This window comes from Neoroseomonas soli (genome assembly GCF_018129065.1).
In the GTDB taxonomy this organism is placed as follows: domain Bacteria; phylum Pseudomonadota; class Alphaproteobacteria; order Acetobacterales; family Acetobacteraceae; genus Neoroseomonas; species Neoroseomonas soli.
In genome coordinates this window covers 15,854-27,988 of sequence record NZ_JAAEDM010000001.1, presented here as the reverse complement: position 1 = coordinate 27,988, position 12,135 = coordinate 15,854, and the positions used below count along the sequence as shown (strand labels likewise).

General features: G+C 70.7%; 11 protein-coding genes. 4 read left to right on the top strand and 7 right to left on the bottom strand.

Translation table 11 applies throughout. The annotated features are described in order from the left end of the window. Positions 1–36 precede the first annotated feature (36 nt). The 4 genes from GXW76_RS00125 to GXW76_RS00110 all read left to right on the top strand — a co-directional run bounded on the left by GXW76_RS00125 (position 37) and on the right by GXW76_RS00110 (position 4,146). Positions 37–1,518, top strand: a complete 1,482-nt coding sequence (locus tag GXW76_RS00125) for a S8 family serine peptidase (protein ID WP_211859865.1) — start codon at positions 37–39, stop codon at positions 1,516–1,518. A gap of 81 nt (positions 1,519–1,599) precedes the next feature. Beyond that, positions 1,600–2,364, top strand: coding sequence for a Crp/Fnr family transcriptional regulator (locus GXW76_RS00120; protein WP_211859864.1), 765 nt, complete (start codon positions 1,600–1,602; stop codon positions 2,362–2,364). Between the two features lie 55 nt (positions 2,365–2,419). Continuing rightward, positions 2,420–3,376, top strand: a complete 957-nt coding sequence (locus GXW76_RS00115) for a D-2-hydroxyacid dehydrogenase (protein WP_211859863.1) — start codon at positions 2,420–2,422, stop codon at positions 3,374–3,376. Then, on the top strand, positions 3,376–4,146 hold the full coding sequence (locus GXW76_RS00110) for an SDR family NAD(P)-dependent oxidoreductase (protein WP_211859862.1): 771 nt from the start codon (positions 3,376–3,378) through the stop codon (positions 4,144–4,146). Before GXW76_RS00115 ends, GXW76_RS00110 begins: the two co-directional genes overlap by 1 nt. A 112-nt stretch (positions 4,147–4,258) precedes the next feature. On the opposite strand, the gene GXW76_RS00105 is transcribed toward GXW76_RS00110, so the two are convergent. The 7 genes from GXW76_RS00105 to GXW76_RS00075 all read right to left on the bottom strand — a co-directional run bounded on the left by GXW76_RS00105 (position 4,259) and on the right by GXW76_RS00075 (position 11,989). Beyond that, positions 4,259–5,299: an amino acid ABC transporter substrate-binding protein gene (locus GXW76_RS00105; protein ID WP_211859861.1), complete on the bottom strand. Its 1,041-nt coding sequence runs from the start codon at positions 5,297–5,299 to the stop codon at positions 4,259–4,261. Positions 5,300–5,414: 115 nt separating this feature from the next. Then, entirely contained in the window at positions 5,415–6,944 is a 1,530-nt protein-coding gene (locus tag GXW76_RS00100; protein WP_211859859.1) for a hypothetical protein, read from the bottom strand. Beyond that, a complete protein-coding gene (locus GXW76_RS00095; RefSeq protein WP_211859857.1) occupies positions 6,938–7,900 on the bottom strand; it encodes a DUF6384 family protein in 963 nt (320 codons plus the stop codon). The genes GXW76_RS00100 and GXW76_RS00095 overlap by 7 nt, the downstream gene beginning before the upstream one ends. Next, positions 7,893–9,083 (bottom strand): hypothetical protein, encoded by a 1,191-nt coding sequence (locus tag GXW76_RS00090; protein ID WP_211859856.1) that lies wholly within the window; start codon positions 9,081–9,083, stop codon positions 7,893–7,895. The genes GXW76_RS00095 and GXW76_RS00090 overlap by 8 nt, the downstream gene beginning before the upstream one ends. A gap of 116 nt (positions 9,084–9,199) precedes the next feature. Then, complete coding sequence (locus GXW76_RS00085) at positions 9,200–10,303, bottom strand: Ldh family oxidoreductase (protein ID WP_211859855.1); 1,104 nt, start codon at positions 10,301–10,303, stop codon at positions 9,200–9,202. 4 nt (positions 10,304–10,307) lie between these two features. After that, positions 10,308–11,093: a fumarylacetoacetate hydrolase family protein gene (locus tag GXW76_RS00080; protein WP_211859854.1), complete on the bottom strand. Its 786-nt coding sequence runs from the start codon at positions 11,091–11,093 to the stop codon at positions 10,308–10,310. After that, positions 11,093–11,989, bottom strand: a complete 897-nt coding sequence (locus GXW76_RS00075; protein ID WP_211859853.1) for a TauD/TfdA dioxygenase family protein — start codon at positions 11,987–11,989, stop codon at positions 11,093–11,095. The genes GXW76_RS00080 and GXW76_RS00075 overlap by 1 nt, the downstream gene beginning before the upstream one ends. Between the last annotated feature and the right edge of the window lie 146 nt (positions 11,990–12,135).

The window sequence follows — 12,135 nt, the reverse complement described above, 5'->3', positions numbered from 1 at the left end:
CACGAAACGAGGCGAAAGTGCAAGGATACCCCTCCCGTGAGTGGGGAGATCCTGACGATGGCGGAAGCGGGCGAGGACAAGCGGCCGGGCCGGCCGGTGCGGCGCAACTACGTGTTCCGCGCCGCGCACTGGCTGAAGGACGCGGAGACGGAGATCGGCGCCGCCTACGGCAAGGGGGACCTTCCCGGCCTGTCCCGGCTGCTGGTGCGCCGGCTCGGCCTCGGCACCGGGGAGGGCGCGCCCGAGGCCCTGCCGCTGCAGATCACCCATCGCCCGCTGCAGGACTGGGACCTCTACCTGCCCGGCGACCGGCCGACCGCTGATGCCCTGCCCGGCCAGCGCGAGAAGGCCGCCGATGCCGCCCTCGCCATCCGCTTTCCCTCCGAGGAGGCCGCCGAGGCCTTCCGCACCAAGGCGGAGGCCGCCCTCGGCCCCTTCGACGAGGCGGTCGGCGACATCCGCATCCGCCCGGCCCTGCACTGGGGCCCCGGCCGTGGGGAGGGCGACGCCTTCGGCGGCCTCGAGGACGCGCTGCGGCTGATCCGCGCCGATGCGCTGGCGGCGGGCCACCTCGACGGCAGCGGCGTGAAGGTCGTCGTCATCGACCAGGGGGTGGACGCGTCGCGCCTGCCCCCCGGGACGACCTTCCTCGGCGGCTGGTGGAAGCCCTCGTGGCCCGGCGCCGTGCCGCCGGGGCAGGCGGCGAAGGACAACCGCCACGGCACGATGATCGCGCGCAACGTGCTGGCGCTGGCGCCGAAGGCTATGATCCTGGACTGCCCGCTGATCCCGCCGCGCATCACCGCGAACCTGCCGGCCTTCCTGAGCGACGCCTTCGGCGCCATCACCCGGATCGCGCTGGACATCGTGCTGCTCGGGCTGATCAACCCGAAGGTCTACAAGGGCCGCTGGGTGCTGGTGAACGCCTGGAGCATCTACGACCCGCGCGGCGAGGCCTATCCCGGCGAGTACACCAAGAACCGCTACCACTGGGTCGCCTGCGCGGTGGACATCGCTGCGAAGGTCGCCGACGTCGTCTTCGCCGCCGGCAATTGCGGCCAGTTCTGCCCCGATGGCCGCTGCGCGGAGGAGGTGATCGGCCCGGGCCGCAGCATCCTCGGCGCCAATTCGCTCGACAGCGTGCTGACGGTCGGCGCGGTGCGCGCGGACGGGATCTGGAACGGCTATTCCTCCCAGGGGCCGGGGCAGTTCTCCGACTACCTGGGGCAGCCGCAGCTCAAGCCCGATCTCGCCGCGCCGGCGCATTTCCGCGTTCCCGATACGGCGCACCGGCTGGCCGCCGGATCCTCCGCAGCCTCGGCCATAGCGGCAGGCGCGGTCGCCGCGCTGCGGACGAAATGGGACGACACCGCCCTGCCCTCCGACGTGCTCTTCGACCGGCTGCGCCAGAGCGCCTGGCAGCCGGATGGCAGCAGCGGATGGAACGAGCGCCACGGCCACGGCATCCTCGACTGCCGGGCGGCGCTGGCGAGCCTCGCCGGCGTGCCCGTGCCGTGATCCGCATCACTCGCTTCCAGGCGGCCGCGAGGGCAGGCTCCGCGCGCCTGGCGCCCAGGGTCGCCGGCACGGAGGCTGTCCATGCGCGCGATCCAGGACCCGAACCTTCCGCACCTCGTCTGGCTGCGACCGGCCATGGCTGAGCCCGCACGCCCGCCTGCGCTGACCGACCTCGCCTTCTTCCGCGGCGGGTCGCCCGAAGCGATCGCCAGGGCCACCGCCGCCGCGCGCTGGCGCACCGTGGAGCCCGGCCAGGTCGTGGTGGACGAGGACGAACCCTCCACCGACATCTTCTTCGTCGCCTCGGGTGCCGTGCGGGTGCAACTGCGCGCCGCCTCGGGCCGCGAGGTGCTGCTCAACGAGTTCGGCCAGGGGGAATTCTTCGGCGAGTTGGCGGCGATCGACAGCGCGCCGCGTGCCGCGAACGTCACGGCGGTGGCGCGCTCCCGCCTCTGCATCCTGCCGGCGCAGGCCTTCCTCGATTACGTCTTCGCCACGCCCTCCGCATGCCATGCCCTGCTGAAGACGCTGGCGGGCAAGCTGCGGCTGCAGACCGAGCGGACGCTGGAGCGGGAGGCGCTGCCGGTGCGGCTGCGCCTCTTCGCGGAACTGCTGCGCCTGTCACGACCGCGCACGGGCGCGCCGGGCGAGCGCGTCGTCTCCCCGCCGCCGCCGCACCATGAGCTGGCGGCGCGCATCGGAGCGCGACGGGAAGTGGTATCCCGCGAACTCTCGGAGATGACGCGGGACGGCTGGCTGGCGCGCGACCGCCGCGCCATACGCATCCTGCGCGTGACGGAGATCCAGCAGATGGTGGCGACGGAACTGCGCGCGCCCGCCGCCTGATCTGGACGCATCCCCTCTCCTGCCGCAGGCTTCGCGGCAGACCGGAGGAAATGCCATGACCAAGCCGCTGCTCCTGCTGTGGACCGACGGAGCCGAGCCCTATGCGCGCGCGATCGCCGCGGCGGGACTTTCGGACCGGCTGCGCGTGGAGACCGTGCCGCGCGCCGCGACGCCCGGCGATGCCCTGCTGGCCGAGGCCGCGGCGCTGCTCTCCTGGGGGCCGCCGCCCGGCATGCTCGATCGCATGCCGAAGCTGCGCTTCGTGCAGGCGCTGACAGCGGGCGTGGAGCACTGGCTGGCGCGGGCGGACCTGCGGGACGACCTGGCGCTTTCCTGCGCCCGCGGCACGCACCGGGTGCAGATGCCGGAGAACATCCTCGGCGCGCTGTTCCACATCACGAAGCCCTATGCGGCGATCGTCACGGACAATGCCGAGAAGCGCTGGACGCGGCGCGTCTCGGATACGCTGGCGGGGAAGACGCTGGGCATCCTCGGCCTTGGTGCGATCGGGGCGGAACTGGCGCGCAAGGCCGCGGCGCTCGAGATGCGGGTGATCGGCACCAAGCGGGGACAGGCGGAAGTGCCGCACGTCGCGCAGGTCTTCAGTCCCGACGGCACCGACGAGGTACTGGCGCAGAGCGACTACGTCGTCCTGCTGCTGCCCGCGACGCCGGAGACCGAGAACTTCATGAATGCCGCGCGCCTCGCGCGGATGCAGAAGACCGCCTGGCTGCTGAACTTCGGTCGTGGCGCGCTGATCCGCGACGAGGACCTGGTCGCCGCCGTGCGCGCCGGCACCATCGCCGGGGCCATCCTCGACGTCTTCCGCACCGAACCGCTGCCCGCCAACCATCCCTTCTGGGGCGAGGAGAAGATCATGGTGCTCCCGCATATCGGTGGCCTGCACCCGCATCGCGACGAGATGGTCGCGGCGCTGCTGGTGGAGAACCTGCACCGCTTCCTCGACGGGAAGCCGTTGACGCAACTCGTGGACCGGCAGGCTGGCTACTGATGGCCTACAAGCCTTTCGACCTCTCCGGGAAGGTCGCGCTCGTCACGGGCGGGAATTCCGGCATCGGCCTCGGCATGGCACAGGCGCTGGCGGAAGCGGGCGCGGATGTCGCGATCTGGGGGACCAACGCGGCGAAGAACGACGCGGCGGTCGCAGCCCTGGCCGCGACGGGGGTGCGTGTGCATGCGGAACTCTGCGACGTGGGCGACGAGGCTGCGGTGGAGGCCGCCTTCGCCGGCACGCTGGCGGCGCTCGGCCGCGTCGATGCCTGCTTCGCCAATGCCGGCACCTATGGCCGGAAGGGAAAGTTCGTCGATCTCGACAGCGCGGAATGGCACCGCGTGACGCGGGTGAACCTCGACGGCGCCTTCTACACGCTGCGCACCGCGGCGCGGCACATGGTGGAACGCGGCGGCGGCGGGTCGCTGGTGGGCACGGCGTCCCTCGCCGCCATCGAGGGTGCCGCCCGCAATACGCAGTATGCGGCAACCAAGGGTGCCATGGTGGCGGTGATCCGCGCGCTGGCGGTGGAACTCGCCCGCCATGGCGTCCGCGCCAACTCCATCCTGCCCGGCTGGATCGAGACCCCGATGACCGCACGCAGCGTCGCGGATGAGAAGTTCGCCGGCGCCGTGCTGCCACGCATCCCCGCCCGCCGCTGGGGCACGGGTGCGGATTTCGGCGGCCTCGCGGTCTATCTCGCGAGCGATGCCTCCGCCTACCACACCGGCGATTGCCTGGTGGTCGATGGCGGTTACTCGCTCTTCTGACGTATCGGTTTCCAAGGGCCTTTCGGCCTTTGCCCCCCATTGGCCTTGCATCGCAACGCCAATGGGAATCCCGGCGGGGTGGGCTGGAGGGGCGACGCCCCTCCAGTCGCGTTCAGCGCATCGGAGGCGCGTAGATCAGCCCGCCGCGGTTCCACAGGTTGTTGAGCCCGCGTTCCAGTCCGATCGGCGAATTCGTCCCGAGGTGCCGTTCGAAGATCTCCCCGTAGTTCCCCACCGCCTTGATGGCGTTGTAGGCCCAGCGCCGGTCGAGCCCCATGGCCGGCCCGGTGTCCCCGGCCTCGCCGAGCAGGCGGCGGATCTCGGGGTTCGGGCTCTGCAGCATCTGGTCCACGTTCGCCTGGGTGATGCCGAGCTCCTCGGCCAGGAACAGCGCGTAGATGGTCCAGCGCATGATGTCGAACCACTGCGGGTCGCCCTTCCGCACGGCGGGGGTCAGCGGCTCCTTGCTGATGATGTCGGGCAGGATGATGTGCTCGCCGGCGGGCAGGCTGGTGCGGAAGGCGGCGAGCTGGCTGGCGTCGAGCGTGTAGGCGTCGCAGCGCCCGGCCGTGTAGGCCTTGCGCGTGTCCTCGTTGCTCTCGAAGACCAGGGGCTGGACGCGAATGTTGTTGGTGCGCGCCCAGTCGGCGAGGTTCAGCTCGTTCGTCGAGCCGGCGGTCGCGCAGACCGTCGCGCCATCGAGTTGCGCGGCGCGCGTGATGCCGAGCGCACGGCGCACGATGAAGCCCTGGCCGTCGTAGAAGACGGTCGGGCCGAACTGCAGGCCGGCGTTCACTTCGCGCGAATGGGTCCAGGTGAAGGTGCGGGCGACGACGTCGACCTGGCCCGATTGCAGCGCCGGGATGCGTGCCTGGCTGGTGAGCACGTGCCAGCGGACACGGTTGGCGTCACCCAGCACGGCGGCGGCGATGGCCCGGCAGATGTCGGGGTCGAGGCCGCGCTGTTCGCCGCGGCTGTCCGGCACGCCAAAGCCGGGCGAGCCCTGGTTGGCGCTGCAGTCGAGCATGTTCTTCCCGCGCACCGCGGAAAGCGTCGGGCCAGGCTGCGCCCCCTGGCCGAAGGCGCCACCCGGCGCGAAGGCGCAGAGCATGGCGAGCGCGGCAACGACGCCGGTATTTCGAAGCAGCTGCATGGATCTGTCGCCCTGTCGATCGGGGTAAGGGACGCCGTTCTGATGATGCTCGCCCGGCGGCGCGGATCGTCACCCGATTGACAGGGATCGGCAAGCCGCGGCGCCGGGCGCCGCCTCAGACGGAGCCGCCCGTACGAAATCCTCCACCGGAGTCACTGCCTCCGGTGCGGAACCCGCCGCCGGCATCGCTGCCGCCACTCCAGCCGCCATCGTCCTTGGAGCCGCCCCGGCCGGCGCGCTTGCCACCCCAGTCCGACGACCCTCCGGCATCGCCCCAGACGCCGCCGGAATCACCGGACCAGGGGCCCGGCATCGGCTTGCCCCATGGGCCCGGCAGGGGCTTGCCCCAGGGGCCAGGAGTGGCGGTGCCCCCCATCCCGCCGGAGCGGCGCTCGCGCTCCATCCGGTCCCAGAAGCCGTCGCGGGAGAGTGCGCCGCGCAGCAGCTCGCCGACCAGCGCCCCCACCAGGGCGCCGCTGGCGAAGCCCCAGTCGCTGCGATCCACGCCGCGGCCGCGCATGTCGTGCCGCAGGGACTGCAGGTCCTCCAGGCGGCGGCGCGCGCCTTCGGCCTGTGCCTGGGCGTCGGCCAGGGCGTTCTCGAGCCGGGCGCGCTCGGCCGCGGCGATCTCGAGACGCGCGACGATCGCATCGTCGTCGCGCGTCGGCGTGCGGGCCGCGTCCTCGCGCAGGGTGCGCAGGGAACGGGCGCCGATCGCCGTCTCCAGGGCGCGGATCGCCTCCTGCGAGGCAGCGTCGTCACCAGATGCGAGCGCACTGCGCTTCGCCTCGGCTTCGGTGAGCGCGGCGCGCGCTGCCTCGACCGCATCCTCTGCCGCATCCGTCTCCGCGGCGCTGGGGCGGCCATTGCCCTCCGGCAGCCCGGCGAGCGCGCGGCGACGGCCGACCATGGCGCGCACGGCCGCATCGGCGGCGGCCCGCATGCGCTGCGCATGCGCGGTCAGATGCCCCGGCAGCTCCGACAGCAGCGCGTAGGAACGCCGCGCCGGTTCGAACTCGATCAGGCGCGCGACCCAGCCGTCGATCATCCGCACCAGGGGAAAGGCGCGGTATCGGCCGGTTCCCCAGCCGCGGTCCCAGAGATAGGAAAACAGCGGATCGGCGCGGTAGGGACGGCCCTTCTCCTCGAAGTCGCGCTGCGCGAAGCCGGCCTTCTGCTCGGCGTGCTGGGCGGTGCGCTCGGCTTCCTCGGCGGCGGCGGAGAGGCGGTGGAACTCCTCGTCCTGCGCGGATTTCACATCGGCGTCGCGCAGCGCCGCGGCCTCCGCCTCCTGCACGGCACGCAGGCGCGCGGCCTCGGCGTCGCGCTTCGCCTCGGCCGTGGCCAGCGCATCACGCGCATCGAGGATGGCGCGCTGCGCCTCCTCAAGCCCGGCGGCGCGCCGGCGCAGACTCTCCTGCACCTGCGCGCCGGCAGCATCCAGCGCGTCCAGCGCCGCCCTGCCCTCGGCGAGTTCCGTCAGGCGCAGGCGCGCGAGGGCGCGAAGCGCCTCGGCTTCCTCCGCGCGCACCCCGTCGCGCCGCGCAGCGAGGCGGTCGACCTCCGCCTGGGTCGCGGAGGCGACGCGCTGTGCCTCGGCCATATGGCCGTCCACCTCCTGCAGGACGGCGCCGCCGCTCACCATGACAGGATTGCCCCTCCGCTGGTCTGTACCGTCCAGGTCGTGGCCAGCGAGCCGGCCGCCTTCTGCCCGATCACGGGCTGGTCGATGATGCCGTCGGCCAGCTTGTCGCGGCGGACACGCTCGAACTCCGCTTCCGGCACGCGCAGGCCCCAGCGGCTGGCGCGCGCGGTGCGTCCGTCCTCCTCGCTGGTGACGGGCACTTCCACCGGGCGGCCGTCGCGGTCGATGGCCTCGACGATCAGGTAGTAGTTGCGCGCGCGCGGATTGGCCGCGGGCACGCGCCAGACCGCGGAGGGTTCTCCCGGTCGGTTGACGATGCGCACGCTGTAGGCCGCCGCGAGCCGCGCCGCGAGGTCGGACAGCGCGGTGCGGCGGGCACGCGCCTCCGCCAGATTGCCGGCGCGCGCAGCGGCCTCGCCCTCGGCGAGCAGGCGGGCGGCATCGGCACGCGCCGTGGCATCCTGCGTGCCGGCGAGTACGCGGTCATGCTCGGCGCGCAGCGCGCGCGGCAAGTCCTGCTGCAGTTCTCGCGTGACGGCAGTGGCCTCGCGCTGGCGCGGTGCGACGACCGTGAAATGGTAAATGCCCCAGAGGATGACGATGCCGCCGAGCCCCGCCAGCGCGAAGCGCCCCCAGCGGCCGCGCGTCGCCCAGGCGATGGCGAGGCTGCGCCGCCACCCCTGCCCCTTCGGCGCATAGGCGAAGCGCTGTTCCTCCAGCGCCGCGATACCCTGGTCGAGGACGTGGTCCGCGACCTCGATGCCCTGGGACTTGTAGATCTCCCGCAGGCGTTCCCGCAGGCGCTCCTGCCGGTCGGTGCCTTCGAGTTCACGCTCGACCAGGCGATCGGCGTGGCGGATCGTGTCCACCACGTCCATCGCCAGCATGGTCTCGTCGAGCGCGGGCGCGCCTGCGCCTCCTGCTGGCGCGGCCTGAGCCGCGACGGGCTCAGGCATTCGCCTGCGCGACCACCGTGGCGCGCTGCGCGAGCTTCGCCATCCGCTGCTTCGCCTCCTCGACGGAGCGGCGGATCTCCTCGCTGTTGCGGGTAGCGGCGGTGCGCATCTCGTCGATGATCTCCATCGAGCGCTCCTGATAGTTCACGACGCTGTCCACCAGCTTCTTCACCGCATCGGCCTGGATGGTCGGGCCGTAGCCGGCCTTGAGCGCGGCCTCCTGCACCTTGCCGCCGATCTCGGCGAGGACTTCCAGCGACTGGTTCACGCCCGCCTTCATGCCTTCAAGGGTGCGCGTGCTCTCGTGCAGCCCGTGCATGCCGGTGAAGGAGGCCGTCAGCGCCGTCAGCACTGCCTCGTTGGTCGAGAAGAAGGAAACCGACTGCTGGTACACGCGTTCCTTGGCCGTCGTGGTCTGCACCAGCCGGGCCATGATGACCTCGGAGGTGTTGTAGGAGACGGTCAGGTTGTCCGCGAGGTCCTTGGCGATCTGGTACTTGCCGTCCTCCGCCTGGAGGTGGCGCAGCGCCTCGTCGCGGGCCAGTTCGAGCTTCGCGCGCTCGGCGGGCTCGATGCCGGCGGCACCCTCGGCGGTCTTCACCGCGGCGTCGGTGGCGGCCTTGGCGGCGTTCAGGCTGCCCTCGGCGGTCTTCAGCACCTCGAGCGCCAGGACCTCGGCCTGCTTCAGCGCGCCGCGGAAGTCGCGATAGGCCTCGAGGATGGCGTGCTCGCGGTCGATGTTCTCCTTCGTGTCCTTCGACACCTCGATGTAGGTGTCGCGGATCTTGTCGAAGCGCGTCGCGATGTCGCCGCGCGTCGCCTTCTGCCAGACGTTGGACAGGCGCTCCATGGTGGAGATCTTCCCGTCCTCCATCTGCGCGACCATGCTGCGCGCGTCGTCGCGGATGGAATTGAAGGCGGCGGTGATGGTCTGGTAGCGCTCGCCTACCTCCATCGCCTTGATCTGTTCCCGCACCACCTCGTTGAAGGTGGTCGCCTGGTTGAGCACGCGGGCGATCAGGGTCACGCGGCCCTGGTCCACCTCCATGATCTTGGAGAGCAGGCCGGTGATCGGGCTTTCCTCGGCGGATTGCGTCGGCATGGGCAGGCCCAGGTCGCGCAGGGCGCCCATCGCCTTGTCGAGGTAGCGCATGGGCTGCACGGTCACGGCGGTTTCGCTCATCCGGTCCAATCTCCTGCCCTGGTGTGGCCATGCCAGTGATAGCGCGCCGGGACGGACGGAGTCAGCCGATCATGTCAAAGGGGGACGAGCCTGCCAACGCCTTCACGAAATTGCCATCACGGAGCGCCCGCTTCCCGGGGCGCCAGGAGGTAGGCCGCACCAGACCGCTCGCAGATGCCGCGGATGAGGTGGTCGAGCGAGGCCGGGATCGGAATGCCATCCTTAAGCCGCCGCCGACGCTCTGCTTCCTCCGGCTCGCCGGCGACCAGCATCGGCCTTGCCGGGTCGGCGGCCGGGGTCGCATGCAGCACGTCGATCACGTCGTCGAGGTCGTTCTCGAATTCCCCCGGCGAGCGGAAGGCGTTCGGGTCGATCGCCATGAAGAAATGGCCGATGTCGTCCGGGTCCTCCGGCTTCTGCGTGCGGTTGCGGATAGGCGAGAAGGAGGACCCGACCAGCGTGCCGCCTAGGATGTGCACCATCATCGCCAGGCCGTAGCCCTTGTGGCTCGCCATCTCCGGCGAGCCGCCGAGGGGCGAGAGGCCGCCCTCCGGTTCGTCGAAGACGATCTGGAAGCCGCGCCGCGGATCGGTGACCGGCTGCCCCTTGCCGTCCAGCACCCAGCCCGCCGGCATCTGCTTCTCGTTCAGGTCATAGACCTTCACCTTGCCCGCGGCGGTCGTGGTCGTCGCCATGTCGAGCACGAAGGGCTCGTTCCGCTTCGCCGGCGCGGCGAAGGCGATGGGGTTGGTGCCGAGCACCGGCATCGCGCCGCGCGTCGGCACCATCGCCACGCCGCGCGTCGCGGAGGTGACCATGCCGATCGCGCCGCGCTTCGCCGCGATGCGCGCATAGACCCCGGCTGCCCCGAAATGGTGGGAATTGCGCACGCCGACCACACCGACGCCGGCTTCCTTCGCCTTGTCCACCGCGAGGTTCATGGCAAAGGCGGAGACCGGATGCCCGAGCCCCGCCCCGGCATCGATCAGTGCCGTGCAGGCGTTCTGCTTCTCGATGCGCGGGCGGGCGTTGAGCTTCAGCTTCCCTTCCTGCACGCGCTTCTCGTAGGTCATCAGCATCGAGATGCCGTGGCTGTCGACGCCCATCAGGTCGGTCTCGGCCATCGCCTCGACCGTTGTCTGCACCAGGTCCGGCTCCATGCCCCAGGCATGCAGGATGGCCTCGATCTGCGCGCGCACGCGCTCATGCGGAACATTCACGGAACTACGCTTCCTCACGCTGGAACGGATTGGTCAGGTGGCCGATGCCCGTGATCTCGATGTCCACCACATCGCCGGACTTCAGGTCGGGCGAGACGCCGTCCGTGCCCATCCAGATCACGTCGCCCGGATGCAGCGTCAGGTAGCGCGTCATGGTGGAGATGAACTTCGCCACGCCGAACAGCATGTGGTTGGTGGCGAACCGCGTGCGCACCTCCCCGTTCAGCCGCACCGTCGTGACCGCGGCGTCGAGGTCGAGATCGGTCTCGATCCACGGCCCCATCGGCTTGAAGGTGTCGGTGTTCTTGGATCGCCAGAAGGTGCGGTCGGACTTCTGCCAGGTGCGCTCGCTGACATCGTTGCCGATGGTCCAGCCGAGCAGACAGGACAGCGCCTCATCCTCGCTGAGATGCTTCGCCTTCCTGCCGACCACGGCGACGAGCTCGCCCTCGTAGTGCACCTTCTCGGTGGCATCGGCCGGGATGATGACGGTCTCCCCGTGCGCGATCAGGGCATTGGCGGCGCGGTAGCCCATGTCGGGCTTCGTCGGTATCTGCGGGACCTCGCCGCGCTTCGCGGCGCCTTCCCTGACGTGCTCCACGTAGTTGAGCCCGGCGGCGTAGAAGGTGGGCGGGATCACCGGCACCTCGATCTTCACGGCCGAGAGGTCGTGGCGACGGGGGGTCTCTTCATAGCCGCGGAAGGGGTCGCCCGCGACCTCGGCGATGCGGTCCCCTTCCAGGATGCCGCAGGCGGTGCGGCCCTCGGCCGTGAAGCGGATCCAGCGCATCAGGCGGCCAGCGCCTGGCGCACGAAGTCCGGCTGGAAGATCCTGTCCGCCATCACCTGGCAGCGCTTCATCAACCGGTGCTCGTTCGGCCCGTAGTCCGGGATGGCATTGTGCAGCGTGCCGATATTGTCCCAGATCAGCAGGTCGCGCTCGGTCCACACATGTGTGTGAAGGAAGCGTTGATCCAATTGGTGCTCGAAGAGTTCCTCCAGCACGCGGTCGCTCTCGGCCTCGGGCAGTTCGTTGATGCGCACCGCATAGCCCGGATTGCAGTAGAGCACCTTCCTCGCGGTGATCGGATGCGTCAGGAACACCGGATGCACCGAGGGCGGGCGCTTGGCGCGCTGTTCCGGCGTCAATGGCTGGCGGCCATTGCCGCGCTTCACCATCATGTCCCAGAACTTGTTGAAGTCGTGCGTCGCGGTGGCGTTCTCCAGCCGCCTCTTCAGCGCCGGGTCGAGTTCGTCATAGGCCGCGTGCATGTTGGCGAAGACGGTCGAGCCCAGCGCCTTCCCGTCCCGCCGCGGAACCTTGTGGGCGTTCAGCACGTTCAAGAAGCCCATGGTGTCGCGATAGGACATGTCCGTGTGCCAGTCCTGCCCCGCATCCGCGAGGCCGATCGGCTGCCCGTTCTCGACCATGTTCGAGAGGATGCCGACCTCCGGCACCTGCGGGTCCTGGAACCTGCCGGTCACCGAGGTCTGGATGCTGCCGAAGCGCAGCGAGAAGTCCCGCAACGCCGCCGGCTCCAGCAACTGGTCCGGGAAGCACAGCACGCCGTACCGCCCGAGCGCGCACAGGATCGTGGCGAAGTCCGCCGCGCTCACCGGGCGCGAAAGGTCGATATCCGTCACCCGGGCGCCGAGGACACCGCCGCTGGGCGTGATGGTGGTCATGCGGATCACTCCCTTCCTGCCATTGCCGGGAAGGGAGACGCGCCCCCATATCCCACCGGCCTTGGCCGGCCCGGCGCGTGGCACCCGACATGTCCTTCCCGCCGAAGGCTTTCGGGCGCTTCCGGCGGAGGGAAGGTTATGCGCCG

Excerpts from the sequence above, each read along its gene's own strand:
- GXW76_RS00095 (WP_211859857.1), bottom strand. The coding sequence starts at position 7,900 with ATGCCTGAGCCCGTCGCGGCTCAGGCCGCGCCAGCAGGAGGCGCAGGC.
- GXW76_RS00110 (WP_211859862.1), top strand. The coding sequence starts at position 3,376 with ATGGCCTACAAGCCTTTCGACCTCTCCGGGAAGGTCGCGCTCGTCACG.
- GXW76_RS00100 (WP_211859859.1), bottom strand. The coding sequence starts at position 6,944 with ATGGTGAGCGGCGGCGCCGTCCTGCAGGAGGTGGACGGCCATATGGCC.
- GXW76_RS00090 (WP_211859856.1), bottom strand. The coding sequence starts at position 9,083 with ATGAGCGAAACCGCCGTGACCGTGCAGCCCATGCGCTACCTCGACAAG.
- GXW76_RS00120 (WP_211859864.1), top strand. The coding sequence starts at position 1,600 with ATGCGCGCGATCCAGGACCCGAACCTTCCGCACCTCGTCTGGCTGCGA.
- GXW76_RS00105 (WP_211859861.1), bottom strand. The coding sequence starts at position 5,299 with ATGCAGCTGCTTCGAAATACCGGCGTCGTTGCCGCGCTCGCCATGCTC.
- GXW76_RS00075 (WP_211859853.1), bottom strand. The coding sequence starts at position 11,989 with ATGACCACCATCACGCCCAGCGGCGGTGTCCTCGGCGCCCGGGTGACG.
- GXW76_RS00115 (WP_211859863.1), top strand. The coding sequence starts at position 2,420 with ATGACCAAGCCGCTGCTCCTGCTGTGGACCGACGGAGCCGAGCCCTAT.
- GXW76_RS00080 (WP_211859854.1), bottom strand. The coding sequence starts at position 11,093 with ATGCGCTGGATCCGCTTCACGGCCGAGGGCCGCACCGCCTGCGGCATC.